Below are 26,899 nucleotides of genomic sequence, written 5' to 3'. Positions count from 1 at the left end.
GCGACGCTAGTGCAGGGACGTCGGAAGAAGCAGCACGACTCCGCAGGGGCCCCGGCCACGGCCGGTCCCTCCACGCCGGAGGTGCGAGCCCCGCAGCAAGCCAGCGGACCCCAGGACGCCAACGAGCCCTCCGACTCCGTCGGGGACTCCATAGCCGGCGCCGGGGCGGCCCGGCCCACCGGGGCGGCACCGTCCCGGTTCAAGTTGCTGTTCTCGATCAGGAACTGGCGCATCCGTACCCGGATCACCGCGCTGCTCCTGCTCCCGGTCGTGGTCGCCGCGTTGCTCGGTGGCCTGCGCATCCAGTCGTCGATCGACAAGACGCAAGAGATGGACACGGTGCAAAAAGCCGCGGCCATCATCGACCAGGCGTCGACGCTGGCCACGTGGCTGGAGCAGGAACGCGACCTGCTCGCGCAGGCGAGTGTGGCTCCCTCGTCGGATCTGACGGCCGAGGTCAACAAGGCCAAGAAGACCACCGACGACCAGGTCACCGTCTACAACGCGACCGTCGCGAAGATGAACACCGACTCGATGCCGGTGCTCGGTGCCACGCTCAAGGACATCGGCCACTCGCTGACGGAGCTCAACCGCACCCGTCAGGACGCCTTCCGCACCAGCACCCGCAGCACGGTCGACGCCTACAACAAGATGATTCTGCAGCTGCTGCAGATCAACCAGGAGGCGCCCGAGGTCACCCGCGACCCCGACCTGATCCAGGGCGCCCGCGCCCTGGGTTCGTTCGGTGAGTCGAAGGCGTACGCGTCCTCGCAGCGCGCCGCGGTGATCGCGTACGGCCTCAAGCCGAACGAGATCCCGCTGGAGGCGAGCGAGACCCTCGCCCGCCTGAACGAGTCCGAGCAGAACGCGATTCGCGGATTCACCAGTGTCGCGCCCGCCGACTGGAACACGGTCTACAAGGCCGGCGTCAGTCGGGACAAGATCACCGCGGTCGAGGAGCGGTTCCAGCTCTTCAAGGGCATGGTCACCGCCGCGCTGGCCTCCAACAACAAGCCGAACGGCGCGGCCCGGCTGGAGAACGCGAACGACTTCACCACGGCGGAGTGGTGGACGCTGTCCACCGACAAGATCAGCGCGCTCGGCCAGGTCGAGGCCCAACTCGGCCTCAAGCTCACCGCCACCGCGAAGGAGCTGCGGGACGAGGCTCGTACCGACGCTTTGATCAACACGATCCTCGTCGTCGGCGCGCTGTTGATCACCATCCTGCTCGGTGTGATCGTGGCGCGGTCGCTGGTGCGTTCGCTGAACACGCTGCGGCGCTCCGCGCTGGAGGTCGCCGAGGAGCGACTGCCCGAGACGGTGCGCCGGCTCTCCGAGTCCGATCCCGGCGACGTGGATCTGGCGATCGAGCCGATCGGCGTGTTGTCCCGGGACGAGATCGGCCAGGTGGCCCGCGCGTTCGACGCGGTGCACGCCGAGGCCGTGCGACTCGCCGCCGAACAGGCCCTGCTGCGAGGCAACGTCAACGCGATGTTCGTCAACCTCTCGCGGCGCAGCCAGAGCCTGATCCAGCGTCAGCTCGCGCTCATCTCCGACCTGGAGAACCGCGAGGCGGACCCGGACCAGCTGGCCAACCTGTTCAAGCTCGACCACCTCGCGACGCGTATGCGCCGCAACGGTGAGAACCTCCTGGTGCTCGCGGGTGAGGAGCCCGGCCGCCGCTGGACCCGACCGGTTCCGCTGGTCGACGTGCTGCGCGCCGCGGCCTCCGAGGTGGAGCAGTACGAGCGGGTCGAGTTGGGCGCACTGCCCACCACCGACATCGCCGGCCGCGCGGTCAACGACCTCGTGCACCTGCTCGCCGAGTTGCTGGAGAACTCGACCACGTTCTCCAGCCCGCACACCAAGGTGCGCGTCACCGGCCACATCCTGCCGGACGGTCGCGCGCTGATCGAGATCCACGACAACGGCATCGGGCTCACCGGCGACGACCTCGCCGACGCCAACCAGCGGCTGGCTCGCCCGCCGGTGGTGGACGTGTCCATCTCGCGCCGCATGGGTCTGTTCGTGGTCGGCCGACTGGCCACCCGACACGGCATCCGCGTCCAGCTCCGGCCGGGCGAGGGCGGCGGTACCACCGCGCTGGTCATGCTCCCGATCGAACTCATCCAGGGCGACCGCCCCGGTGGCGGCGACGGGTGGAGCAAGGGCGGCGACAAGACCGCGGCGGCCGTCTCCGGCTGGACCGAGGAACTGCCCGCGGCCGCACCTGCCGCCCAGGCCCTGCCCGGACCCCGGGTGGGCAGCCGGGCCGAGGAGCGCAACCGGCGACGCGAACTGCCGCAGCGGAGCACCGAGGCACCGGCCCAGCCGGTCAACCAGGCCCCGCAGCCGACTCGGATCCCGACCAACCGGCCCGCACAGCCGCCGGTTCAGCAGGAGCCGTCGTACGGCAGCACGCAGTCCTTCGCGGCCCCGTCCTTCCAGGACGGCTCGGTCGGGACGGACACGCCCTACCCGGGCACGGTGAACCCGTTCGCGAGCGAGCCCGGCGTCACCAGCACGGGTGCGCACCGCGCGCCGAGTTCGCCGCCGCCGGCCACGCCGGGTCGGGACGACAACCCGTTCGCGCCGGTGCTGCCGCAGCCGCCGCAGCACCAGCCGCACGCGGACGACCCGCGTACCGGGGCCTTCCCGGCCGCACCCTCGGCGCCGATGTTCGGCAACGACGACGGCCGCGAGGCCGAGTCGCTGCAGCCGCAGTACGGGCAGGACACCGGCTCGTTCCCGACCGCGCCGCAGCCCGCGGACGGGTCCGGACGCGGGGGTGACACCTCGCAGTTCGCGTCGCCGTTCGGTTCGCCGTACGCGGACGAACCGCGGCCGGGGGCCGAGATCGACCGGGGCGGCTACGAGCAGCCCGCGCAGCCGTTCGGCCGCCCGGGTGCGGAGCTCGCGCCCCGGCAGGACGAGCGCGCGCCCGCTCCGTGGGGCACCGATTACGACGAACTCACGCCGGTGGCACCGCTGCCGGTCGAGCCCGTCGCGCCGCCGGCCGAAGTGCCGACCGGCTACGACACGCCGCGCCGCGAGGAACTGACCCGTCGGGAGGACCTGCCGCAACGCGGTCGCGCTCCTCGCGACGGCGAGCAGCCCCCCACCGGGGACTCGCTGCCGGTGCTGCGCGGTCTCGCCCCGCAGGCTCGCCCCGAGCCCGCGCGGCAGGAGCAGGACGAGCACACCCGGGCCGAGCAGGTACGCGGCCCGCAGGGCGATGTGCGGCCGGCGGCCTCGCCGTTCGCACCGGTGGGATCCGGCCGCTCGGAGGGCTCGCCCTTCGCGCCGGTCGGTACGCCGGAAAACGCCGAACAGCTGCCCGCTCCGTCCGAGTTGGACATGAGCGCGCCGCCGAGCACCGGCGACGACGGTAGGCTGCCGATCTTCGACACGCTCGAATCCGACTGGTTCCACCGCCAGGGCAACCGTGGCGGCCGGATGCGAGCAGCGCAGGTCCGTTCCACGCCGCGAGGCGGGGAGCAGGCCGCGCCGGAGCGCGAGCAGGAGGCAGCCGAGGCGAGTCCGCTCGGCAACCTCGACCGTCGGGTGCCGATGGCGACCAACCCGCCGCAGGCAACGGCACCGGTCGAGCAGGCCCCGGCCTTCGGTGGTGGGCGTCAGCAGCCCGTCACCGACATGTTCGGGACGCCGACGGAACCGGACGAGCTTGTCGAGCAGTCCCCCGCGGTCGCACCCGCCGTCGGCCCTCAGGGTCAGCAGTCCGGCTGGTACTCGGCCGGTGACGACGGTTGGCGCGCGGCGGAGGCCGCTCGCGAGCCGTCCTCGGGTGGCACTACCGGAGCGGGCCTGCCTCGCCGTGTGCCCCGCGCCAACCTGGTGCCGGGCGGCGTCGAGCAGTCCGGCGGGGCTCAGGCCCCGGGCCACCCGGGTGCGGGTCCTGCCGCACCCGGCACCCGTCAGGAGCAGTCGGGCCGGCCCACGCCGGGCGCTCCGGGCCTGTCCCGGTCGCCCGACGAGGTTCGCGGGCGACTGACCAACTTCCGCCGGGGCATCCAGCAGGGTCGCACCGCCGGGTCCGGGGGATCCGCCCCTCGGCCTCGTGACGAGAACAACCAGGAGCAGGCATGACTGAGAAGTCGTTGAGCCAGGCCGCGCAGAACCTGAACTGGCTGATCACGAACTTCGTGGACAACACCCCCGGGGTGTCGCACACGGTCGTGGTCTCCGCGGACGGCCTGCTGCTCGCCCTGTCCGAGGGCTTCCCTCGCGACCGGGCGGATCAGCTCGCCGCCGTCGCATCGGGTTTGACCAGCCTGACCCAGGGTGCGTCCCGTATCTTCGAGGGCGGGCACGTGACCCAGACGGTCGTGGAAATGGAACGGGGTTTCCTCTTTATCATGTCGATTTCGGACGGCTCCTCGCTGGCCGTGCTGGCGTCGCCGGAGTGCGACATCGGCCTGATCGGCTACGAGATGGCCCTGCTCGTCGACCGCGCGGGCGCCGTGCTCACGCCGGCCTTGCGCGCCGAACTCCAAGGTGCACTGCCGCGATGACACCTCCGGATATGTCCGATCACGGGGACCAGGAGTTTCACGAGACCCTGGTCCGCCCGTACGCCATGACCGGTGGTCGCACCCGGCCTCGCTATCAGCTCGCGCTGGAGGCCCTGGTCACCACGACACCTCAGGTGGCCAACCCACCCGGCCTGTTGCCCGAGCACCAGCGCATCTGTGCGCTGTGTCGGGAGGTCAAGTCGGTAGCCGAGATCTCGGCTCTGCTCACCATCCCGCTCGGCGTCGCCCGCGTACTCGTCGCGGACCTCGCCGAAGCCGGGCTGGTGGTCATCCACCAGCCCGGGAACGACCAGGGGCAGCCGGACGTCACGCTGCTCGAAAGGGTGCTCAGTGGACTTCGCAAGCTCTAGCCCGGGCCCGGCTCCCGCCAGGTCCTCCACCACGTCGGCGAAAATCGTCGTCGCCGGCGGATTCGGCGTGGGCAAGACCACGCTCGTCGGTGCCGTCTCGGAGATCGCTCCGCTGCGTACCGAAGCGGTCATGACGTCCGCCAGCGCCGGAGTCGACGACCTGTCGGCGACGCCGGACAAGCAGACGACGACGGTCGCGATGGACTTCGGTCGCATCACGCTGGACGAGGATCTGATCCTGTACCTCTTCGGTACGCCGGGTCAGCACCGATTCTGGTTCATGTGGGACGACCTGGTCCGCGGCGCGATCGGCGCCGTGGTCCTGGTGGACACGCGCCGACTCGCCGATTGCTTCCCCGCGATCGACTACTTCGAGAACAGCGGGCTGCCGTTCATCGTGGCGTTGAACTGCTTCGACGGATTGCAGACCCACCACGCGGAGGATGTCCGCGAGGCATTGCAGATAGGGCCCGACACCCCGATCGTGAGTTGTGACGCACGGCGTCGCGAATCGGCCAAGTCGACCCTGATCACGCTGGTGGAGCACGCACTGATGGCCCGCCTGCGCTGACCGTCGGGCTCGCTCGCGCCGGCCTTCGGTAACTGCTCGAACCTGTTTTTTTCGTATTGCGCACCACTCCACCTCAGGCGAATCCCATTGCGGGGTTCGCCTGAGGTGTTGTGGTCGCGAAGCCCGAGTGGCGGGATTCCCAAGGGCGTTCGAGAAATTCGACAAATGTGTGACAGGACTCGGCGACATGCCCGGCCGAGTGCCCGCCTCGACCCGCACATTGCTAAGGTCCTCCCATAGTCATCTGTTGCCCAATTGATATCAGAACGTTTTGAGGCGCAGGCCCAACAACGAACCGAGGTGGGGTTCGGTGGACGACAACAGCAGGCGCGCAGCGCAAGCGGCCCGCCTTCCGATGGTCGACGGCACGACCGAGTCGGGGCTGCCGCGAAGGCCCCCGCAGGCGAATCTGCTGCCGGGCGCGGCGGCCGAGGAGTTCGGCCTCGACCGGGAGCTACCCGTGTCGCGGGAACCGGAAGAGGTCCGAGGGCGGCTCGAACGTTTCGCCGTCGGACGCGAGTTGGCACGTCTCGAAGAGAGCGAACCGCTGCTGCCGCCCAACCCGATGACCGCGGCCAGCCCGCTGGCCTCCGCACCCGTCCGTCCGCCCGCTCCGGCGCCCGCACCCTCACCGGCGCCGCTGCAACCGAGGGCCGCGGCGCCCGTGCAACCCGCGCTGCCGTCGCCGCCGCCGGGGTCCCTGTCACCGCTGCCGGCGGGCTGGGACGAACCGTGGGGCGACGGGTGGCGGTCGTTCCGCCCCGGCCGCCCCTGACGGTTCATCACCTTCGGTCTACGCGCGGTCCGAACCCTCGGTGTCCTGGGCGCCGGGGGTCAGGCCCGCCTTGAGCAGGCCGTAGGTGTACGCGTCCTCCAGGGCCTGCCACGACGCCGCGATCACGTTCTCCGCGACCCCGACGGTGCTCCACTCCTGCTTGCCGTCGGTGGTCTCCACCAGCACGCGCGTGATCGCGTCGGTCCCGTGTCGGCCCTCCAACAGCCGCACCTTGTAGTCCATCAGCTCGAACGCCGCGAGTTGCGGGTAGATCCGCTCCAGGGCCAGCCGCAGCGCGCGGTCGAGCGCGTTGACCGGGCCGTTGCCCTCGCCGGTCGCGACGATCCGCTCCCCCTTGGCGTGCAGCTTCACGGTGGCCTCGTTCACCGGTACGCCGTCGCCGCGCTGTTCGCTGATCGCACGCCACGACTCCAGCGTGAAGAACCGCGCGCGGCCCAGGCTCTCGTCCCGCAGCAGCAGTTCGAAGGACGCGTCCGCGGCCTCGTACGTGTAGCCGGCGGCCTCGCGCTCCTTGACCTGGTTGACCACCCGGCCGACCAGGTCCTTGTCGTTCGAGAGGTCGTAGCCCAGTTCCTTGCCCTTGAGCTCGATCGAGGCGCGCCCGGCCATGTCCGAGATCAGCATCCGCATGTCGTTGCCGACCAGCGCGGGGTCGATGTGCTGGTACAGGTCCGGGTCGACCTTGATCGCGGACGCGTGCAGCCCGGCCTTGTGCGCGAACGCGGACACGCCCACGTAGGGCAGGTGGGTGGAGGGGGCGAGGTTGACCACCTCGGCGATCGCGTGCGAGATCCGGGTCATCTCGCGCAGCTTGCCCTCGGGCAGCACCCGCATGCCCTGCTTGAGTTCGAGGTTGCCCACCACCTGGAACAGGTTGGCGTTGCCCACCCGTTCGCCGTAGCCGTTGGCGGTGCACTGGACGTGTGTGGCGCCGCCCTCGACGGCCGCGATGGTGTTGGCCACCGCGCAGCCGGTGTCGTCCTGTGCGTGGATGCCCAGGCGGGCTCCGGTGCCCGCGTGCACGGCGGTGACGATCTCGCGGACCCCGCTGGGCAACATCCCGCCGTTGGTGTCGCACAGCACGACCACCTCGGCGCCCGCGTCGTGTGCGGCGGCGACCACGCTCAGCGCGTACTGCGGGTTGGCCCGGTAGCCGTCGAAGAAGTGCTCGCAGTCGACGAACACCCGGCGGCCCTGCGCCCGCAGGTGGGCGACGGTGTCCCGGACCATCTCCAGGTTCTCGTCCAGCGTGGTGCGCAGCGCCAGCGAGACGTGCTTGTCGTGCGACTTGGCCACCAGACACACGACCGGCGCCTCGGCGTCGAGCAGCGCCTGCACCTGCGGATCCGCGGCGGCCGTGGTACCCGCCTTGCGGGTCGAGCCGAACGCGACCAGGACCGCGTGGGCAAGCTGCAGCTCCTCCTTGGCGCGGCGGAAGAACTCGGTGTCGCGCGGTACGGCACCGGGCCAGCCGCCCTCGATGAAGCCCACGCCGAAGTCGTCCAGGTGGCGGGCCACGGTGAGCTTGTCGGACACCGTCAGGTTGATGCCCTCGCGCTGCGAACCGTCCCGGAGGGTGGTGTCGAAGACGTGGAAGGCGCTCGGATCGGTCGTCGTGGGGTGCATTGGCCTCGGTTCTCCCGTCGATCAACAAATGGCGGGCCCACACTCGCTGCCGCAGGGGTGGCGCGGCCAAACAAAAAGACCCCTCGCGGTCGCGAGAGGTCTGCGTGCGGGCGATGGGCGATAAGCACCCCTTGTGGGGGGATCAACCCGTTGCCGGCACGCTGCGGCTAATAATGAGCCACTGCTGCATGTTGCCGAGTCTGGCACATCCGCTCGGCGCGTGGCCGTGCGGTCTCACGATGTGGTCGGGCGGGGGTCTTGTACGCCCACCCGCCCACCGTTTCGACGGGTGGGCGGGCTGCGGTGTACCCCCGGGGCCGGACGCCCCGGCGGACTATTCGATCGTGTGCGTCCAGCCGTGGGTGTCTTCCGCTCGGCCGGTTTGGATGTCGACCAGGGCCTTGCGCAGTTCCATCGTGATCGGGCCCGCCTCGCCGGAGCCGACGGTCCAGTTCGCGGTGCTGGACTTGACCGAGCCGACGGGGGTGATCACCGCGGCGGTGCCGCATGCGAAGACCTCGGTGAGGGTGCCGTTCGCGTTGCCCTCGCGCCAGTCGTCGACCGAGATCAGCGCCTCCTCGGTGGCATAACCACGATCCGCAGCGAGTCGGAGCAGCGAGTCGCGGGTGATGCCGGGCAGCAGCGAGCCGGTCAGGCGCGGCGTGACGATCCGCGCGTCCTTGCCCTCCCCGTACACGAAGTACAGGTTCATGCCGCCCATCTCCTCGATCCAGCGACGCTCGACCGCGTCCAGCCAGACCACCTGGTCACAGCCCTGCTCGATGGCCTGGGCCTGGGCGACCAGCGATGCGGCGTAGTTGCCGGCGCACTTGGCCTCGCCGGTGCCGCCGGGCACCGCGCGCACGTACTCCTGGGACAGCCACACCGAGACCGGCCGCACGCCGCCCGCGAAGTAGGGACCGGCCGGCGACGCGATGACCAGGAAGAGGAACTCGTTCGCGGGACGCACGCCGAGGCCGACCTCGGTGGCGAACATGAAGGGCCGGATGTACAGGCTCTCCTCGGGCGCGCTGGGCACCCACGCGGCGTCCTGGCGGATCAGCGCGTCCACCGCGGCCACGAACAGGTCCTGCGGCAGCTCGGGCATGGCGAGCCGGCGGGCGGAGTTCTGGAAGCGCGCCGCGTTGGCGTAGGGCCGGAAGGTGGCCACGCTTCCGTCGGGGCGGCGGTACGCCTTGAGACCCTCGAAGATCGACTGCGCGTAGTGCAGCGTCATGTTCGCGGGGTCGATGTCGAGGGACGCGTAGGGCGTGAGTTGCGCGTCGTACCAGCCGCGTCCCGCACTCCACTTGATGCCGACCATGTGCTCGGTGAACACGCGGCCGAAGCCCGGGTTCTCCAGGCGCGTGGCGCGCTCGGCATCGCTCAGCGGGTGTGCGGAGGGCTTGAGGTCGATCGTCAGGGACGCCTGGAGGGCGGGCTCCTGCGGGGCGGCAGTCGTCATGGCTGGTTCTCGTCCTTCACCGTGGAGTATGGCGGGGCCCGGGTGCTGCTGGGACCCGGTTTCCCGTACCTGGACGTACTGGAAGTGTTCCCGGGAACCGCACCCGCGTTCCACCCGGTGAGACGTTAACGCAGTCGACCGGGATCCCGACAGGCGCGGCCCCTGACCCGCCGAACGACCGACTCGCCGGTCCGGCAGGGGGCACGCGTCGACGGTCCCGGTCGACGGACGTGGTGGTGCCGGCGAATCAGCCGGCTACTCGGGCGGCGAGCGCGTCGCCGATCTGTGACGTGCTGCGCGTGCCGAGGGTGCCGCGCTCGGCGAGGTCGGCGTCGACCGCGGCCTCGACGCGGCGGGCCTCGTCGGTCAGGCCCAGGTGCTCCAGGAGCATCGCGACCGAGAGCACGGTGGCGGTGGGGTCGGCCTTGCCCTGGCCGGCGATGTCCGGCGCGGAGCCGTGCACCGGCTCGAACATGGACGGGAACTCGCGGGACGGGTTGATGTTGCCGCTGGCCGCGAGGCCGATGCCGCCCGCGATGGCGGCGGCGAGGTCGGTGATGATGTCGCCGAACAGGTTGTCGGTGACGATCACGTCGAAGCGCTCGGGCTGGGTAACCATGAAGATGGTCGCCGCGTCCACGTGCAGGTAGTCGGTGGTGACGTCGGGGAACTCGGCCGCGACCGCGTTGAACACCCGGGTCCACAGGTGGCCCGCGTACACCAGCACGTTGTTCTTGTGCACCAGGGTCAGCTTCTTGCGCGGCCGGGCCTGGGCCCGGGCGAACGCGTCCCGCACGACCCGCTCGATGCCGAACGCGGTGTTCACGCTGACCTCGGTGGCCACCTCGTGCTCGGTGCCGGTGCGCAGCGTGCCGCCGTTGCCGGTGTACGGGCCTTCGGTGCCCTCGCGGACCACCACGAAGTCGATCTTCGCGTCCGCGCCCAGCGGCGAGAGCACGCCCGGCGCGAGCCGGGCCGGACGCAGGTTGACGTGGTGGTCGAACGCGAAGCGGAGCTTGAGCAGCAGACCGCGCTCCAGCACCCCCGAGGGCACGCTGGGGTCGCCGATCGCACCGAGCAGGATCGCGTCCCGGCCGCGCAGCTCGTCGAGCACGCTGTCGGGCAGCGTCTCTCCGGTGCGGTGGTACAAACGGGCACCGAGGTCGTACTCGGTGGTCTCGACCTTGACGTCGGGGGGAAGTACGGCGCCGAGGACCTTCAGGCCCTCTGCGACCACTTCCTGGCCGATGCCGTCACCGGGAACCACTGCGAGACGAATGCTGCGAGACATACGGGGGACCATACCTTCCGTCCCAGGGGCTGACATGTGCAGTCCGGATGGTGGGACGCAGTGGTGCGAATCGGGGCTGTCAGCGTTCCTCGTCGGCGGGGCTGCCGCCGTTGTCCCGACGGTCGAGAGCGCGCTGAAGGGCCCGGGCGGCGTTGCGGCGCGTGGTTTCGTCCATGGTTGCACTTCCTTCACAAGGCGGGGTTTCTACACGGCGTGTGACGGACACGTGCAGGGGCCTTGTGGGCGTGCTGAAATTTCCTGCCGTACGGGGATTTCCGGGTACGGAAGGGACCGTCTTCCTTCACCGTAGGCGACGGATCGCACCGCTGTCTGCAATTTACTCGGAGTTCCTACTATCTGAGATCGCGGGCCCACCGACCGGCGTAATCGGGCCCGGAGCGCGCGGGCGCCGGCGGGCGGGCATGCCGAAGGCCCGGGAACCGTGGGGTTCCCGGGCCTCGTGGGCTACCGGACCGAGTTCCGGCCGCGCGCAGCGCGGTCAGTCGTCCAGGTTCACCGAGCGCACGAACGTGGCGCCGATCTCCTCGGCGATGGCGTTGAGGGTGGCGGGCTCGACCGTGGTGTCGACGGTGAGCGCGACCAGCGCCTGACCACCCTTGGCGGCGCGGGCCACCTGCATGCCGGCGATGTTGACGCCCGCCTCGCCGAGGTGGCGGCCGATCACGCCGACCACGCCCGGCTTGTCCGCGTAGCGCAGGAAGACCATGTGCGCGGTGAGCACCAGGTCCACGTCGAAGCCGTCCACCTCGACGATCTTCTCGATGTTCTTGGGTCCGGCGAGCGTGCCGGAGACCGAGATCTCGCCGCCGTCGGCGAGGGTGCCCCGCACGGTGACCAGGTTGCGGTGGTCCGGGCTCTCCGAGCTCGTGGTCAGCCGGATCTCCACGCCGCGCTCCTGGGCCAGCAGCGGAGCGTTCACGTAGGAGACCGACTCCTCCACGACGTCCGCGAACACGCCCTTGAGCGCCGCGAGTTCGAGCACCTTGACGTCGTGCTGGGTGATCTCGCCACGCACCTCGACGTCCAGCCGGACCGCGACGCCGCCCGCGAGGGCGGTGAAGATCCGACCCAGCTTCTCGGCCAGCGGCAGGCCCGGACGTACGTCCTCGGCGATCACGCCGCCCTGCACGTTGACCGCGTCCGGCACCAGTTCGCCGGCGAGGGCGAGCCGCACCGACCTGGCCACCGCGACGCCGGCCTTCTCCTGCGCCTCGTCGGTGCTCGCGCCCAGGTGCGGCGTGGCCACGACGTTGTCGAACTCGAACAGCGGGCTGTCCGTGCACGGCTCCTTCGAGAACACGTCCAGGCCGGCGCCGGCGACCCGGCCCTCCTTGAGCGCGGACGCGAGCGCGACCTCGTCGACGATCCCACCGCGGGCGGCGTTGACGATGCGCACCGTCGGCTTGACCTTGCGCAGCGCCTCGTCGCCGATCAGGCCCAGCGTCTCCGGGGTCTTCGGCAGGTGCACGGTGATGAAGTCGGACTGCTCCAGCACCTCGTCCAGGGTGAGCAGGCGCACGCCCATCTGCGCGGCGCGGGCCGGCTGCACGTAGGGGTCGTAGGCCACGATGTTCATCCCGAACGCGGACATCCGCTGCGCGACCAGGACGCCGATCCGGCCCAGGCCGACCACGCCGAGGGTCTTCTCGGAGAGTTCGACACCGGTGTACTTGCTGCGCTTCCACTCGCCGTTCTTGAGTGCGGCGCTGCCCTGCGGGATGTTGCGCGCGACCGAGATGATCAGGCCGCAGGCGAGCTCCGCGGCGGTGACGATGTTCGAGGTCGGCGCGTTGACGACCATGACGCCGGCCTTGGTGGCGGCGGGGACGTCGACGTTGTCCAGCCCCACACCGGCGCGCGCGACCACCTTGAGGCGGCCGGCCGCGGCGATGGCCTCGGCGTCCACCTTGGTCGCGCTGCGGATCAGGATGGCGTCGACGTCGGCGATCGCGGACAACAGCTCACCGCGGTTCGCACCATCGCAGTGGCGGATCTCGAAATCGGGTCCGAGGGCATCGACGGTGGCCGGGGACAGCTCTTCGGCGATGAGAACGACGGGCTTGCTCACGGTTTTCCTTCGCGTGCTGCGATGACGGGTGGCCGCGTGGAAGACGCACGACGGGGTGGCCTGACGCGTGGCCGATCCTACCGCCGCCCTTGTGAAGGACTTCACAGATGTCCGATGTGTGGACTCCGGACGCGCGGGGCAACGCTTCTGACTCATCGTCAGGTCAGCGGCCGGCCCGGTGTCGAGCGGATCGGCCGGACGATGGAGCGGACCGGCCCGACGGAGGGCGGATCGGCTACCGCTCGGCGATCAGTCGGCGGCCAGGAACCACCCGATGGTGACCCGACGCTGCCCGTTCAGGTCGAGGATGACCACCTCGCCGGAGCCGGGAGTGGGCAGCGGCGCGGTGCCGCCGTAGGGCAGCGTGCGCGCTTCGCCGTCGTCGACCCGGACCTCGGCCACCGGCGCGTCCTGCGATCCGCGCCGCCAGGTCACCCACCACGTCGTGTCGTCGCCGCACTGGAATTCCAGGTGCACCCGGGAGACGAACAGCCAGTCGGCCGGCGTCACGAGATGACAGCGGGTCGCGTCGCGACCGACCGCCAACGTCGCCCCCGGCCGACTCGGCGCACTTGCCATCAGCATGGCAACCGTCGCCGCGTCGTCCGCCCCCGAAGTCGACGCCATGTTGAGATCGAGCACCGGTTTCCTCCCCCACGCTCCTGGCCGTCAGTCAATGCCGCGCCCCGACCGCGCCGCCCCTGCGGCCCGGCCGTTTCGTGTCGTCTCAGTCGATCGATCCACCGCGACGAGCACACGGACACGGTTCGCGTCCCACAATGCCGCAGGTGACCGCCGTCTGGGCGATCAGGTCCCACCCTCCGTGCACGTGCGGGGTCGTGTCCAGATAGTCGGGTCCCAGCAGAAGATTCAATTCCGGGCAAAGCAGCGAGCTGTAGAAGTCGCGACGCAGCTCGGTCTTGCACCGCTCGACCGTGGCCTTGGCCATGTAGAGCATCTCGCACAGCTCGTCGGTGGTCCTGGGCCGCTTGGTGGCGCGACCGTGGATCCAGTCGCAGGACATCGCCGCGAGCACCTCCAGCCGGACCCCGTTCAGCTTGTCGCGCAGTTCCTGCGGTCCGACGTCGATGGTCGGCGGCGCGTTCCCGTCCAACGAGGAGGACGTGCTGGGCCGGATCGGCTGCATCGCCCGCCACGCGAGCACCACGCTGCGCCGCCGGGACAGGTCGCTGATCAGGATGTTGCCGCCGGTGCGCGCGGGCAGCGGCAGGATCGCCCCGTACGGCATGTCCTGCGAGGTCTCGCCGCGCTTGATCCGCACGATCGCCAGCGGGGTGTCCCGCTGTCCGCGCGGCCATTCCACCGTCCAGCCCCGGTCCTCGCTGTACTCGAACACCAGGTGCTTGCGCGAGACGAACAGCCAGTCGTGCGGCGTCAGCAGCGGGCGGCACACGCCGGGATCGCGGCCCACGAACACCCGCTTGCCGACCACGCCGGGCTCACGCACGCTCTTGGGGCTCGGCAGCGGGTCCCGCTCCGCCTCGCGACCGTCCTCGATCGCGACGAACGACATGTTCAGTTCGAGCATGATCCCCTCGCCCCCTCCCCGGTCCTACCGCTCACCTGGTACCCGCGTGCGGCGCATCCGCACCACACGGGCAGGGACCGCGCCCCGTTATGCCGTGGGTGACCGCGGTCTGCGCTATCAGGTCCCAGCCGCCGTGCACGTGCCGCACGGTGTCGAGGTAGTTCGGACCGAGCAGGGCGTTCAGCTCCGGGCACAGGCCCGAACTGTAGAACTCGCGGCGCAGCTTGGTCTTGTACCGCTCGACCGTGGCCGCCGACAGGTGCAACAACTCGCACAGTTCCTTGGTGGACTTGGCGCGCTTGACCGGTCGGCCGTGCACCCAGTCGCAGGACAGCGCGGCCAGCACCTCCATCTCCGTCTCGGAGAGGCGGTTCTGCAACACGAACGGCGCGACGTCCTGGGTCTCGGGCACACCGACGTCCGGCTCGGTGGGCTCCTCGCCCGGGCGTTGCGGCAACGACACCCGCCACTCCACCAGGACCCGCCGGCGTCGGGCCAGGTCGGTAACCACGACCCGGCCCGGGCGCAGCGAGCCCAGCGGCAGCGTGGCGCCGTAGGGCACCGGTTCGGACACGCCCTCGCGATCGATCTGCACCAGCGCGACCGGGCGCGGGTGCGAGCCCTGGAGCCACTCCACGCTCCAGCCGCGCTCCAGGGAGTAGACGAACTCCAGGTGCACACGCGACACGAAGCGCCAGTCCTTCGGCGTGACCAGGCCGCATCGCGACGGGTCCCGGCCGATCGCGATCTTCTTGCCGGGCTCGCTTTGCACCTTCACCGTGCGCGGCCGGGCCAGGTCCGACTCCTGCTGGTCGGCGTCGTCCGACGTCGCCACGGTGAGGATCAGTTCGAGCATCGCCATCCGTCCGGTCTCGTGCCCCGCCCTGGGGCATCGCCCATCTTCTCCCGGTGAACCGTCACCAGGCCGTTCCGTCGTCCGACCGTAGGGCCCCGGGGGCACCCGACGCATCCTCCGGTTGTTCCCGAGGGTCGGCGCCGGAGCGATGACCCTCGGGTACGGGCAGTGCGTCGCATTCGACCACGACCGCCGTCGCGTCGTCGTCACCGCTCTCGACAGCCGTCCTGGTCAAGGTCGTTGCCGCGTGGAAGGGATCGCCGTGCACCAGGTCGGCCACCGTCTCGTCGGGCAGGTGTCCGACGCCGTCCGTGGCGAGGACCACACGGTCCCCCGGGTGCAATTCGATCCGTTGCAGCTCGGGTTCGGGCGCCTGCGAGCCGCCCAACGGGGTGGAGGTGAGCAGCCACGGTCGGCCGAACTCGGCGGCATTGCCCTGTTCGGTCAGCCGGAACGCCCGCCCGCCGCGCACCAACCAGCACACGCTGTCGCCGCATCCGGCCAGATGCAGCCTGCCGTGCTGGAGGACGGCCGCCACCACGGTGGTACGCATGCCCTCGTACTGCGCGACGCCGTGCCGGCGCACCGCGAGGTCGGCCACCGCGATCGCGGCGCTGAGGCGGTCGCTCCAGCCCGCGGACAGGTCGGCGGCGGCCAGTTCGGCCACCAGCGTGCGCACCGCCACGTCGGCCGCGTACCAACCCGCGGGGTGGCCGCCGAGGCCGTCGGCGACGATGAACACCTCGCCCGTCGCGGCATATCGGTCGTCGTTGTCCCGGGCGGTCAGCTCCGGGCCCAGGCCGCGCCGTTCGCGCCGGGCGGCGCGCCGGCGGCCGGGGTGCGAGGAGGTGGACCACGCGGACGCCTGGACGCCCAGCGGGGGGCCGCTGTGGGCCCGGGGGTCCTCCTCGGCCGCCTCGGCCCGGCGCAGGCTGTCGCTGCGCGAGGTGGTCGGCACGTCCAACTCGTCCGCGTCCTCGACCGGCTCGGGCACCGGCACGGCGGCCGGCAGCAGTTCGGTCTGCGGCGCGGGCACCGGCGGCGGAGACGTGGGCATCGGCGGCACCGTGGGCGGCGGCGGCACCGCGTGTCCGGCGGCGAACGTGGTGTCGGCGGAGCCACCGGCGACCGTGGGCGGGGCGGGAACCGGCGGCGGCGGTGCCGGAGTCCGGGCGTCCGGACGGACCGCGCGCGGGGTCACCGTGTGCGGAACCGGGTCGGGCACACCGTTGGCCTCCGGCTCGTTCGCGAACGTCTCGGTGGGCCGGGGGGCCTGGTCCCACAGCGATCCCGACGCGACCCGGGATGCCGAGGCCGCCTGCGGTGCGGGGACGGGATCCGGCTCGGCCTGCGGCGCGGGCGGCGGGCCGGCGGCGTGGTCGGGGTCCGGCTCGTGGACTCGGTCCGCGGCGGGTTCGTCGGCCCGTTCCGGCTGCGGGTCGGGTTCGTGGGCCCGTCGCGGCTCGGGCTCGTAGGCGCTTTCCGGCTCCGGCTCCGGCTCGGCTTCGGCCGCGTACTCGTCGTCGAACGTGGTCGGCGCGGGCGGCTGTGCCGGTTCGATCCGCTCCACCGGCTCGCGGGTCGGCGCGTCCTCGAAGTCGAGATAGAGGTCGCCGAAGATGTCGTCGTCCGCCGCCGGTGGCCGTTCGGCGCGCAATTCGTCCTGCCGCAGCGTCCGTTCCGGGAAGCCACCGCGAGCCGGCACGGTCGTCTCCCGACCCGAGTCCCCTCTGCCCCTCATGTGTCTCACGCTCCACGATGTCGGACCGGAACGGCAAGTCCGGTGCGGCGATAGCACTGCCTCGTTCAAGCATGCTGCCTCGGATGCGGCCCTGGCATGTGAACCCGAAGGCCAATTCCTTCGGGTTTCTCGGCACACGGCCGCCGAAGCACACTCGAATCGATTGCGCCGGAGCCTAACCGCGTCCGGTCCGGACCGCCTCCGAACCGTCCGCGAGCAGCCCGGCGAGCGCGCTGCGCCCCCGGGACAGGCGGGCTTTGATGGTCCCCTCGGGCGCGCCCTCGTGCGCGGCGATCTCGGCGACCGACAGGCCGCCCATGTGGTGCATCACCACCGCGCGCCGCTGGGCCTCGGGAATCTGTCGCAACGCGGTGACCAGGGCAACGGATTCGGGGCCCGGCGCGGGCAGGTCACCGTCGGGGCCGTGCCGGATCCAGCTCTTGAGCGCGGTACGGGTGCGCCGCCAGCGGCTCACCGCGATGCGTTGGCCCACGAGTCGGATCCACGCGACGGGGTTCTCGTAGTCGCTGATCCGGTCCCAGTCCTTCCAGGCCCGGATGTACGTCTCCTGCGCGGCCTCCTGGGCCTCGCCGAGATCGCCGGTCAGCGCGTACAGGTGTGCGACGAGGGCTCCGTGGCTCTCCGCGTAGAACACGTCGAAGTCGGCGCGACCGCCCGTGTCCCGTCCCATCGTTCCCCCGCGTCCCGTCGCGGCGATTTCGTCCTGCCGTGACCCGGTACCCTATCCGGCCCGAGACGCGGACCCGATGTCGGTTCGGGTCCCGGAATACCCGCCTGTGGCGTCTCTCCCCCACCCACGCACACGACCGGGTGATCGGTTCCGGCCGGCGGCCAAGCGATAGGCCGCGAACAGCGCCGGCAAGAGCGCGAACCCGACCCCGACCAGGCCACGCCGCCGCCGACGCCGAGCGATCACCACCCGAATCGGCATCCCCCCGGCACCCGACCGCCCACCGAGAACGCGACCGACGTCACGTTCGAACGCACCGAACGCACCGGCAAGCACCTCCTCATCCCCCATCGCCGAACGCCCCCCACCACTCCCCGACCCGACCCGCATGACACGTCCGGTACGGTCCACACGCCCACCACGGAGGCAAGGTTGCGCGAGACCCGGCGCGAGGTGGGGCAGTGGGCCGGGTCGAAAAGGCGGCAGGGCAACGCATCGGGTCGCGAACGGCAAAGCGACGCCGCTTCCGCCACCCGGGCCCGTTGAAAAAGTGCCCCGGACCGATTCGGTCCGGGGCACTCACACCGCCTGAGGGGCGGGCAACTCGTCGAGGATCAGGCCTCGTTGGTCACCCAGCTCATCATCTTGCGGAGTTCCTTGCCGGTGGTCTCCAGCTTGTGCTCGGAGTCCGCCTTCACGTACTCCTTGTACTTGGGCAGACCCGCCTCGTACTCCGCCATCCACGCGGTCGCGAACGAACCGTCCTGGATCTCGGCGAGCACCTTCTTCATCTCGGCCTTGGTGTCGGCCGTGATGATCCGCGGGCCGGTGATGTAGTCGCCCCACTCGGCGGTCTCCGAGATGGACCAGCGCATCTTCTCCAGGCCGCCCTCGTACATGAGGTCGACGATGAGCTTGAGCTCGTGCATGCACTCGAAGTAGGCGATCTCCGGCTGGTAGCCGGCCTCGACCAGGGTCTCGAAGCCCGCCTTGACCAGCGCCGAGGCGCCGCCGCAGAGCACGGCCTGCTCACCGAACAGGTCGGTCTCGGTCTCCTCGGTGAAGGTGGTCTTGATGACGCCGGCGCGGGTGCCGCCGATGCCCTTCGCGTAGGAGAGCGCGAGCGCCAGGCCCTGGCCCGACGCGTCCTGCTCGACCGCGACGATGCACGGCACGCCGCGACCCTCTTCGTACTGCCGGCGGACCAGGTGACCCGGGCCCTTGGGCGCGACCATGCACACGTCGACGTTGGCCGGCGGCTTGATGAAGCCGAACCGGATGTTGAAGCCGTGTCCGAAGAACAGCGCGTCGCCGTCCTTCAGGTTCGGCTCCACGGCCTCGGCGTAGACCTTCGCCTGGACCGGGTCCGGGGTGAGGATCATGATGACACTGGCCTCGGCCGCGGCCTCGGCGGGAGTGACGACCCGCAGGCCGGCCTCCTCGGCCTTGGCGCGGCTCTTCGAGCCCTCCAGCAGACCGACCCGCACGTCGACGCCGGAGTCCCGCAGCGACAGCGCGTGGGCGTGGCCCTGGCTGCCGTAGCCGAGCACCGCGACCTTGCGGTTCTGGATGATGGACAGGTCGGCGTCGTCGTCGTAGAACAGCTCGGCCACTTCGGGGTTCTCCTTCAAGACAGGGTGTTTCAGGGGCCACGCCCCGCTCGTCATCTTCGCAAATCACGAGCGCGGCGCGTGCCGCTGGTTTGAAATGTGGACCGTGACGGTCCGTCAGGACCGAGGTCCGGACATATCCGTCAGGCCGAGCGCTCGACCGACCGCAGCGAACGGTCGGTGATCGAGCGGCCGCCGCGGCCGATCGCCACGACGCCGGACTGGACGAGTTCCTTGACCCCGAACGGCTCCAACATGCGGAGCATCGCGGCCAGCTTGTCGGGGCCGCCGGTGGCCTCGATGGTGACCGCCTCCGGCGAGACGTCGACCGTCTTGGCGCGGAAGAGCTGGACGATCTCGACCACCTGGGACCGCGTCTCGTGATCGGCGCGCACCTTGACCAGCAGCAGTTGGCGCTGCACCGACGCGGGCGGGTCGAGCTCGACGATCTTGAGCACGTTGACCAGCTTGTTCAGCTGCTTGGTCACCTGCTCCAGCGGCAGTTCCTCGACCACGCTGACCACGATGGTGATCCGCGAGATGTCCGGATGTTCGGTGGTGCCGACGGCGAGCGAGTCGATGTTGAAGCCCCGACGCGAGAACAGTGCGGTGATCCGGGCGAGGACACCGGGCTTGTTCTCGACGAGGACCGAGAGGGTGTGCTTGGACATGATCGCTGGACTCCTATGCCTTCCTGATGCCCTGTCGGCCTGTCAGTCGTCCGAGTCGCCGAAGTCGGGACGCACGTCGCGCGCGGCCATCACCTCGTCGTTGGACGAGCCCGCCGCGACCATCGGCCACACCATCGCGTCCTGGTGCACGACGAAGTCGATGACCACGGGCGCGTCGTTGATCGACATCGCCTTGTGGATGATCTCGTCCAGCTGGTCCGGGCTCTCGCAGCGCAGCCCGACGCAGCCCATCGCCTCGGCGAGCTTGACGAAGTCCGGCAGCCGGCGGCTCTGCAGGTCGGTGTTGGAGTAGCGCTCGTTGTAGAAGAGCGTCTGCCACTGGCGGACCATGCCCAGGGTGCCGTTGTTGATGATGGCGACCTTGATCGGGATGTCGTTGACCGCGCAGGTGACCAGTTCCTGATTGGTCATCTGGAAACAGCCGTCGCCGTCGATCGCCCACACCGTGGTGTCCGGCATGCCGGCCTTGGCGCCCATCGCGGCCGGCACCGAGTAGCCCATCGTCCCGGCGCCGCCGGAGTTGAGCCAGGTGTAGGGCTTCTCGTAGCGGATGAACTGCGAGGCCCACATCTGGTGCTGACCCACGCCGGAGGCGAAGATCGTGTCCGGGCCCGAGATCGCGCCGAGCCGCTCGATCACCAGTTGCGGCGACAGCGAGCCGTCCGCCGGCACGTCGTAGCCCAGCGGGTAGGTGTCGCGCCAACGGTTGAGCGCGGTCCACCACTCCTGGTAGTCGCCGAACCGGCCGGCCTCGTGCTCGGCCTGGACCGCGACCACCAGGTCGGCGATCACCTCGCGGGCGTCGCCGACGATCGGCACGTCCGCGATGCGGTTCTTGGAGATCTCGGCGGGGTCGATGTCCGCGTGCACGATCTTGGCGTGCGGCGCGAAGGTGTCCAGCTTGCCGGTGACCCGGTCGTCGAAGCGGGCGCCCAGCGCGAAGATCAGGTCCGACTTCTGCAGCGCGGTGACCGCGGCCACCGTGCCGTGCATGCCCGGCATGCCCAGGTGTTGCGGGTGGCTGTCCGGGAACGCGCCGAGCGCCATCAGCGTGGTGACCACCGGAGCGCCGGTCAGCTCGGCGAGGATCTTCAGCTCGGCCGACGCGTGCGCCTTGAGCACCCCGCCGCCGACGTACAGGACCGGACGCTTGGCCTCGCTGAGCAGCCGGGCGGCCTCGCGGATCTGCTTCGCGTGCGGCCGGGTGACGGGGCGGTAGCCGGGCAGTTCGGGGGTGCCGTTCCAGATGAACTCGGTGGTCGCCTGGAGCGCGTCCTTGGAGATGTCCACCAGGACCGGGCCGGGCCGGCCGGTGGCGGCGATGTGGAACGCCGCGGCGATCGTGGGCGCGATCTCGGCCGGGTCGGTGACCAGGAAGTTGTGCTTGGTGATCGGCATCGTGATGCCGCAGATGTCCGCCTCCTGGAAGGCGTCCGTGCCGATCGCGGCACTGGCCACCTGGCCGGTGATCGCGACGATCGGCACCGAGTCCATGTGCGCGTCGGCGATCGGCGTCACCAGGTTGGTCGCGCCCGGGCCGGACGTGGCCATGCACACCCCGACCTTGCCGGTGGCCTGCGCGTATCCCTCCGCGGCGTGACCCGCGCCCTGCTCGTGCCGGACGAGGATGTGGCGCACCTTCGTCGAGTCCATCATCGGATCGTAGGCGGGAAGAATCGCGCCCCCGGGAATGCCGAAGACCGTGTCCACCCCTGCGGCTTCCAGGGAGCGGATCAGCGCTTGGGCTCCTGTCACCTGATCGGTCATGCTTTCGTCTCTTCTCGATCTGAAGTCGGCATATCGAGTGGGGCGCGAGGCCCGGACCCGTCGGACTGCAACAAAAAACCCCCCGTGCCGTTAGGCAAGCGGAGGGGGCGCGCGAACCGACTCGGTGGTCAGTGCACGCGCTTCTCAAGTACGAGGATGCGGGTCTGCATGCCCGCGACTCTCCCTCCGCGCCCGTGTACGTGTCAAGCCGACTCTTCACGCGTCTCAGTATTCGGGATCCTTTGTCCAGGACTGACGGGCCGTCATGGTTTCGGCCGGCCCTCGGATCGGCGTGCGACCCGTCACATCTGCGGTCTGGGCACCTGGACCGGCACGGCCGGACGGGCCTCCGGGAGCGGCTCGGGCCGCGGGCCGCGGACCGCGCTGTTGCCCAGCGGCATCTGACCGAGCACGTCGAAGATCGCATCCCCGGACACCGCCGGATGGAACCAACTGCCCTGCCCGCGCTGACATCCCATCTCCCGGAGTATGTCCACCTGCGCGTGGCTGTCGATGCCGGCCGCCACCAGGGTCAGCCCGGAATCCAGCCCGAGCCGGACGATGGTCGAGGTGAGCACGGTCAGATGTGGACACGTGCCGACCTCGGCCACGAACGAACGGTCGATCTTGAGCGCGTCCACCGGCAGCCGGCGCAGGTACGTGAGCGAGGAGTGCCCGGTGCCGAAGTCGTCCAGCGACAACCGCACGCCCAGTCGGCGCAGCACCGCGATCCGGCCGAGCAGCAGTTCGTCGCCGTCCGGCAGCACGTTGTCGGTGATCTCCAGGGTGAGCGCCGCGGCGGGCAGGTCGGCCCTGTGCAGCGTCTCCTCCAGCACGTCCAGGAAGCCCGGCCCGGTGAGCTGGCGTGCGGCCAGGCCGACCGTGACCCCGATGTCGTGGCCGGCCGCGCGCCAGGTCGCGGCGGCCAGCGCGCTCTCCTCCAGCAGCCTGCGGCCCACCGGCGAGAGGCGGCCCTCGGCGCCCGCGGTCAGCCGCACCTGGTCCACCCGGCCGGGTACCACGCCGTCCTCGGCCCGGCACAGCGCGGCCTCCACGTCGCGCACCCGGCCCGTGTCCAGGTCCACCACCGGCTGGTACGAGACGGCCAGACGCCCGTCCCGGTCCATCCGGCGCAGGCCCGCGGCCCGGGCCGCGCGGCGCTCCACGTCCGCGTCCATGTCCGGGGTGTAGACCTCGACCCGGCCCTTGCCGCCGTCCTTGGCCCGATACATCGCGGCGTCCGCGTGCCGCATCAGCTCGGCCGGGGCGATCCCGGGCGCGGAGAAGGCGATGCCGATGCTGGCCGCGACCCGCACCTCGCCGTCCGCGATCCGATACGGCGCGGACAGCGTGGTCAACAACCGCTCGGCGATCTCCCGGATCGCGCGCGGGCTGGGGTCGCCGACCAGGAGTGCGGCGAATTCGTCGCCGCCGAACCGGGCCACGGTGTCGCCGATCCGGACCGCGTGTTCGAGCCGGCGCGCCGCCTGCACGAGCAGTTCGTCGCCCGCGGTGTGCCCGTAGTTGTCGTTGACCGCCTTGAACCCGTCCAGGTCCACGAACAACACCGCGATCGTGGGGGTGATCCCGCGCCGCTGGGCCAGCGCGTGCTGGATCCGGTCCTCGAACAGGGCCCGATTGGGCAGGTCGGTGAGCCGATCGTGGAAGGCGTCGTGCTCCAGCTGGGTCTGCAGCTTGATCCGGTCGGTGACGTCGCGGCTGTTGAAGATCAGCCCGTCGCCGTAGCGGTTGACCGCGGATTCGGTGTGCAGCCACGTGCCGCCGGCCGAGCGGATCCGGCACTCCACCCGCACCATCGCGGTGTCCGCCCCGCCCGCCGGCACCGCACCGTCCAAGAACGCGCGTAGCTCGCGTTGTACACGTGCGCTCTCCTCGGGATGGATGAGCAGTTCCAGCCGGGTGCCGACCAACTCCTCCGGCTCGAAGCCGTACACCCGGCGCACCGCGTGGCTGACGTACTGGAGCACGCCGTCGCCGGCCGCGATCATGATCACATCGCTGGAGCCCTGCACCAGGGACCGGAAGTGGCTTTCCTTGGCGGACAGTTCCTGGGCCATGAAGACGTTGTCGACGAGCGTGATGCCCTGCCGCAGCACCAGCGTGACCAGTACGGTCGCGCCGACCCCGAGCACCACCTTGTCCGGGGCGTGCCCGGCCACCGCGCCGCCGAGCACGCCCGCGGTACACACGGCGGCGGCGATGTAGGGGGTGAGCGCGGACAACATCGAGATGGTGCGGTGCCGCGGTCGCTCGTGCGCCTCGACCCGCTCGCCGGTCCACGGCGCGATGGCGAGCAGCAGACTGCCCGCGAACCAGCCCGCGTCCAGCAGGCCGCCGGAGCGATATCCGCTGTTCAACCCGGGTGTGGTCCACAACGCGTCGCTCATCACGGTGACCGCGAGGCCGACCAGCGCCAGATTCAGTGCCGCGCGATCTCCCGAACCGGCCCGAAAACGCAAGCCGAGGACCATGCTGATCATCAGGATGTCGAGCACCGGGTAGGCGAGGGTGAGCACGATCTTGATGATGTCCGAGCGGTCCCCGTTGGTATTGCGGGCCAGCGCGAGACTCCACCCGAGCGTGAACAGCGAGCCCGCGATCAGCCAGCCGTCCAGCGCCATGCAGGTCCACGCCGCGATGCCCCGCGGACGCTGGGCCACCAGGACCAGGCCGACGATGGTGGGCGGCGCGAACAGCAGGAAGATCACGTCGGTGGGACCGGGCGTGGGCACCGGGACGTCGAGGACGACCTCGTACCAGCCCCAGATCCCGTTGCCGAGCGAGACCATCGTGGCCGAGAAGGCGAACAGCGCCCAGGACAACCGGGCCCGTCCGGATTCGTGCACGGATTTGAGCGCGCACGAGACGGCCGCCACGGCGGCCGCGGCCGCCAGGCCGAAGTCGCCCATCGCAAGCGACAGCGTCGGATTGCCCCAGCCCTGGAGCGCACCGATCGCATACACGAGACACAGCGGCACGATCAGGTACTTCAGCTGCCGCTGGGTAGGGGTGTCGGCCAAGATCAGCAGCCGCACCGGGTCGTCATGGCTCGGCCACTCCGGCAGTGGTCCCCCGGCATTTCGCACTCCCCTCTGCCCGAAGTCGCCTTCACGACGCTTCATGGCACTGCACCGGCCCTCACACCCCAGCCGTGAGGCGGGGCGGTCGGCGCCCGGCGCGACGGGGGTGCAACACCCGACCGTGCACGTCTCTCAACGCCCCACGACTCGGACGATACACCAACCCGTCACTGTGAGCTTGTCTTACTCAACACAGAGTAACTAATCATGCCTTGCATGGGAGTCCCTTCCCGCGCATTTGTGACAAACTCCCGACACGGGGCGGAAAAAGGGGCCCTGATCAGGGCAAATCTGGGAGTTTCAGCGGTCGTCGGGCAGCCTCACGGCAGGCTCGGAGGCATTCGGGAGCCCCGCCGGGGCCTCGGCGGGCGCATTCGGGAGACTCGGCGGGGCGGGCCGGGCGGCACCCGGCGACGCATGCCCGACCCGGCCGCGGCGAGTGGAAGGGACCCGAAGAACTCGGACGGCCGAGCGCGGAAGCGGCGCGGAGGGGAGCGGGCGGGTCGCTCGGGAAGGGCTGCGGACGGGCGTCCGGGATCAGTCGCGCTTGAGCAGGACCGCGCCCGGTTCGCGGGCGACCTGGGTGAAGCCCTGCCCGATCAGATGCGCGATCCAGTAGCGCGCCCAGTCCTTGTTGTCGCCCCACACCTCGATCGCCGCGTAACCGGGGCCGGGCAGGATGGTCGGGAAGTCGGTCACCCGTCCCGCCCGCGCGACCAGTTGCGGCGAGAAGCTCATCGTGGCCGACACCGTCGCGTCGTCCGGGACCCGGTCGAGCACCTTGTGCGCCGAGTGCACCCGGTCCTGGACCATCCAGGTGCGCTTGTGCAGCAGGTCCATCAGCGGGAAGTCGCGCGCGAACGCCAGCGACACCGCGAGCGGGACGATGGCGGCCTTGGCCGCGTACCGACGCAACCAGTCCACCCGCGACGCGCGCAACCCGACCACGCCGTCCACGAAGGCAGCGAACACGATCGGCATCAGCACCGCGCTGTAGTGGAAGTAGGTGCCCCAGTAGAACTCGTTGCTGGAGGTGAACCGCCACAACATCGTCGGCACGATCATCGCCAGGATCGGCGAGCGCAGCGCGATGAACCCGGTGGGCAGCAGCAGGGTGAACAGCGTCATCCACTTCGCACTGGGCAACACCATCGACTTGGGCAGTTCGACGACCAGCTCGGCGATCGGCACCTGGCTCAGCGACGTCTTGGGATCCGCGTTGCCGGAGCGCTGGGACGAGTCGAGGTTGCCCCAGAACGCGTACGTGTCGTTCGGGTTCATCGCCGGCAGCAACACGAAGATCGCCAGCGCGAACGCGGAGACCCCGATCAGCACGTGCACGGCGGCCAGTTTCCAGCGGCGCACCAGCACCAGCGGCACGGCCGCGGCGGCCAGCGTGAGTCCGAGGTCCTCCTTGACCAGGATCAGCGGCAACCACCAGGCCAGCGCCTGCGGATACCGGCCGAGCAGGAATCGGTCAAGGCCGAAGGCCAGCAGCGGTACCGCGAACGCGATCTCGTGGAAGTCGAACGAGACGGCCGACTGGATGCCCCAGGACAGCCCGTACGCGATGCCGAGCCCGGCGGCGCCGAGCGTGCCGAAGGCGCGTGCGGCGATCCGGGTGATCGGTACCACCGAGGCGGCGATCAGGAATGCCTGCGCGACCAGCAGGGTGCTCGGGCCGGGAAAGATCCGGTAGATCGGGCCGAGCAGCGCCAGGATCGGGTGGAAGTGCTCGCCGAGCACGTTGAAGTCCGGCCCCCGGATGTCCGACACCGGCGCCTCGAAGTTCGAGTACGCCTTGACCACCTGTTCGAACAGGCCCAGGTCGTAGGCGTGCGTCTCCATCCGGCGATGCCGCAGTAGGGAGTGCGCGGCGTAGATCAGGAAGAAGCATGCGGCGAGCAGGTACGGCAGCGCGCCGGGGCCGATCCGTCGTCGGGCCCGCTCGACCACCGTGCGCAGCTTGCGGTCGTGTTCACCCGTTCGGGGGGCGACCACCGCCGGTTCGACGACCCGCGAGGCGGCCGGGGCCCCGACCGCCTCGGCGCTGCCCGATGCCTCGAACCGCTCGTGAACAGCGCCGTGCGCCGTCCCCCTGTCTTCCATGTCTCTCCGTCCGGGTCGGCGTGCGCGGGCACACCGTACCGG

The 26,899-nt window shown here is 70.5% G+C and carries 18 protein-coding genes and 1 pseudogene; 5 read left to right on the top strand and 14 right to left on the bottom strand.

Annotated features, from left to right (window positions below; all coding sequences use genetic code 11):
- Nucleotides 1–9: 9 nt before the first annotated feature.
- The 5 genes from ACIBM5_RS13170 to ACIBM5_RS13150 all read left to right on the top strand — a co-directional run bounded on the left by ACIBM5_RS13170 (nt 10) and on the right by ACIBM5_RS13150 (nt 6,249).
- Nucleotides 10–4,107: a nitrate- and nitrite sensing domain-containing protein gene (locus ACIBM5_RS13170; protein WP_396006933.1), complete on the top strand. Its 4,098-nt coding sequence runs from the start codon at nt 10–12 to the stop codon at nt 4,105–4,107.
- On the top strand, nt 4,104–4,532 hold the full coding sequence (locus ACIBM5_RS13165) for a roadblock/LC7 domain-containing protein (protein ID WP_020553297.1): 429 nt from the start codon (nt 4,104–4,106) through the stop codon (nt 4,530–4,532). Before ACIBM5_RS13170 ends, ACIBM5_RS13165 begins: the two co-directional genes overlap by 4 nt.
- Nucleotides 4,424–4,903 carry a DUF742 domain-containing protein gene (locus ACIBM5_RS13160; protein ID WP_391581351.1) on the top strand — a complete coding sequence of 160 codons (480 nt, stop codon included), beginning with the start codon at nt 4,424–4,426 and terminating at the stop codon, nt 4,901–4,903. Before ACIBM5_RS13165 ends, ACIBM5_RS13160 begins: the two co-directional genes overlap by 109 nt.
- Nucleotides 4,884–5,474, top strand: a complete 591-nt coding sequence (locus tag ACIBM5_RS13155) for an ATP/GTP-binding protein (RefSeq protein WP_161364843.1) — start codon at nt 4,884–4,886, stop codon at nt 5,472–5,474. The genes ACIBM5_RS13160 and ACIBM5_RS13155 overlap by 20 nt, the downstream gene beginning before the upstream one ends.
- A 310-nt stretch (nt 5,475–5,784) precedes the next feature.
- Nucleotides 5,785–6,249 carry a hypothetical protein gene (locus tag ACIBM5_RS13150; RefSeq protein WP_391581350.1) on the top strand — a complete coding sequence of 155 codons (465 nt, stop codon included), beginning with the start codon at nt 5,785–5,787 and terminating at the stop codon, nt 6,247–6,249.
- 18 nt (nt 6,250–6,267) lie between these two features.
- Here the strand turns inward: ACIBM5_RS13150 and cimA are convergent, their stop codons facing one another.
- From cimA to ACIBM5_RS13080, 14 genes and pseudogenes are all read right to left on the bottom strand, one after another.
- Nucleotides 6,268–7,896 (bottom strand): citramalate synthase, encoded by a 1,629-nt coding sequence (cimA, locus tag ACIBM5_RS13145; RefSeq protein WP_391581349.1) that lies wholly within the window; start codon nt 7,894–7,896, stop codon nt 6,268–6,270.
- A 334-nt stretch (nt 7,897–8,230) separates the two neighbouring features.
- Nucleotides 8,231–9,361, bottom strand: coding sequence for a branched-chain amino acid aminotransferase (locus tag ACIBM5_RS13140; RefSeq protein ID WP_391581348.1), 1,131 nt, complete (start codon nt 9,359–9,361; stop codon nt 8,231–8,233).
- A 247-nt stretch (nt 9,362–9,608) separates the two neighbouring features.
- On the bottom strand, nt 9,609–10,652 hold the full coding sequence (locus tag ACIBM5_RS13135; RefSeq protein WP_396006931.1) for a 3-isopropylmalate dehydrogenase: 1,044 nt from the start codon (nt 10,650–10,652) through the stop codon (nt 9,609–9,611).
- 499 nt (nt 10,653–11,151) lie between these two features.
- Nucleotides 11,152–12,741: a phosphoglycerate dehydrogenase gene (gene serA / locus ACIBM5_RS13130; protein WP_391581346.1), complete on the bottom strand. Its 1,590-nt coding sequence runs from the start codon at nt 12,739–12,741 to the stop codon at nt 11,152–11,154.
- A gap of 249 nt (nt 12,742–12,990) precedes the next feature.
- Entirely contained in the window at nt 12,991–13,383 is a 393-nt protein-coding gene (locus tag ACIBM5_RS13125; RefSeq protein WP_396006930.1) for a hypothetical protein, read from the bottom strand.
- Nucleotides 13,384–13,468: 85 nt separating this feature from the next.
- Nucleotides 13,469–14,290 (bottom strand): hypothetical protein, encoded by an 822-nt coding sequence (locus ACIBM5_RS13120; RefSeq protein WP_396006929.1) that lies wholly within the window; start codon nt 14,288–14,290, stop codon nt 13,469–13,471.
- A gap of 31 nt (nt 14,291–14,321) precedes the next feature.
- A complete protein-coding gene (locus tag ACIBM5_RS13115; RefSeq protein ID WP_020553308.1) occupies nt 14,322–15,152 on the bottom strand; it encodes a hypothetical protein in 831 nt (276 codons plus the stop codon).
- Nucleotides 15,153–15,207: 55 nt separating this feature from the next.
- A complete protein-coding gene (locus tag ACIBM5_RS13110) occupies nt 15,208–16,887 on the bottom strand; it encodes a PP2C family protein-serine/threonine phosphatase (RefSeq protein WP_396006928.1) in 1,680 nt (559 codons plus the stop codon).
- Nucleotides 16,888–17,062: 175 nt separating this feature from the next.
- Entirely contained in the window at nt 17,063–17,578 is a 516-nt protein-coding gene (locus tag ACIBM5_RS13105) for a SigE family RNA polymerase sigma factor (RefSeq protein WP_391581342.1), read from the bottom strand.
- Between the two features lie 614 nt (nt 17,579–18,192).
- Entirely contained in the window at nt 18,193–19,191 is a 999-nt protein-coding gene (gene ilvC, locus ACIBM5_RS13100; protein WP_396007100.1) for a ketol-acid reductoisomerase, read from the bottom strand.
- 140 nt (nt 19,192–19,331) lie between these two features.
- Nucleotides 19,332–19,859: an acetolactate synthase small subunit gene (gene ilvN, locus ACIBM5_RS13095; protein WP_391581341.1), complete on the bottom strand. Its 528-nt coding sequence runs from the start codon at nt 19,857–19,859 to the stop codon at nt 19,332–19,334.
- A 42-nt stretch (nt 19,860–19,901) separates the two neighbouring features.
- A pseudogene (locus tag ACIBM5_RS13090) lies at nt 19,902–21,674 on the bottom strand (acetolactate synthase large subunit); the annotation flags it as partial.
- Nucleotides 21,675–21,949: 275 nt separating this feature from the next.
- Nucleotides 21,950–24,703: a putative bifunctional diguanylate cyclase/phosphodiesterase gene (locus ACIBM5_RS13085; RefSeq protein ID WP_396006927.1), complete on the bottom strand. Its 2,754-nt coding sequence runs from the start codon at nt 24,701–24,703 to the stop codon at nt 21,950–21,952.
- Between the two features lie 582 nt (nt 24,704–25,285).
- The gene (locus ACIBM5_RS13080) at nt 25,286–26,857 is read right to left on the bottom strand and encodes a DUF2079 domain-containing protein (protein ID WP_396006926.1); all 1,572 of its coding nucleotides are present in this window, start codon (nt 26,855–26,857) and stop codon (nt 25,286–25,288) included.
- Between the last annotated feature and the right edge of the window lie 42 nt (nt 26,858–26,899).

The sequence above is a fragment of the Embleya sp. NPDC050493 genome, from assembly GCF_044458105.1.
In the GTDB taxonomy this organism is placed as follows: Bacteria; Actinomycetota; Actinomycetes; order Streptomycetales; family Streptomycetaceae; genus Embleya.
The sequence above is the reverse complement of the archived record's forward strand: the minus strand, read 5'-3'. Positions and strand labels throughout refer to the sequence as shown.

Bases quoted from the DNA above. Each gene is read 5' to 3' on its own strand.
- ACIBM5_RS13165 (WP_020553297.1), top strand. From the start codon at position 4,104: ATGACTGAGAAGTCGTTGAGCCAGGCCGCGCAGAACCTGAACTGGCTG.
- cimA (WP_391581349.1), bottom strand. From the start codon at position 7,896: ATGCACCCCACGACGACCGATCCGAGCGCCTTCCACGTCTTCGACACC.
- ACIBM5_RS13140 (WP_391581348.1), bottom strand. From the start codon at position 9,361: ATGACGACTGCCGCCCCGCAGGAGCCCGCCCTCCAGGCGTCCCTGACG.
- ACIBM5_RS13135 (WP_396006931.1), bottom strand. From the start codon at position 10,652: ATGTCTCGCAGCATTCGTCTCGCAGTGGTTCCCGGTGACGGCATCGGC.
- ACIBM5_RS13120 (WP_396006929.1), bottom strand. From the start codon at position 14,290: ATGCTCGAACTGAACATGTCGTTCGTCGCGATCGAGGACGGTCGCGAG.
- ACIBM5_RS13115 (WP_020553308.1), bottom strand. From the start codon at position 15,152: ATGGCGATGCTCGAACTGATCCTCACCGTGGCGACGTCGGACGACGCC.
- ACIBM5_RS13110 (WP_396006928.1), bottom strand. From the start codon at position 16,887: ATGAGGGGCAGAGGGGACTCGGGTCGGGAGACGACCGTGCCGGCTCGC.
- ACIBM5_RS13105 (WP_391581342.1), bottom strand. From the start codon at position 17,578: ATGGGACGGGACACGGGCGGTCGCGCCGACTTCGACGTGTTCTACGCG.
- ilvN (WP_391581341.1), bottom strand. From the start codon at position 19,859: ATGTCCAAGCACACCCTCTCGGTCCTCGTCGAGAACAAGCCCGGTGTC.
- ACIBM5_RS13080 (WP_396006926.1), bottom strand. From the start codon at position 26,857: ATGGAAGACAGGGGGACGGCGCACGGCGCTGTTCACGAGCGGTTCGAG.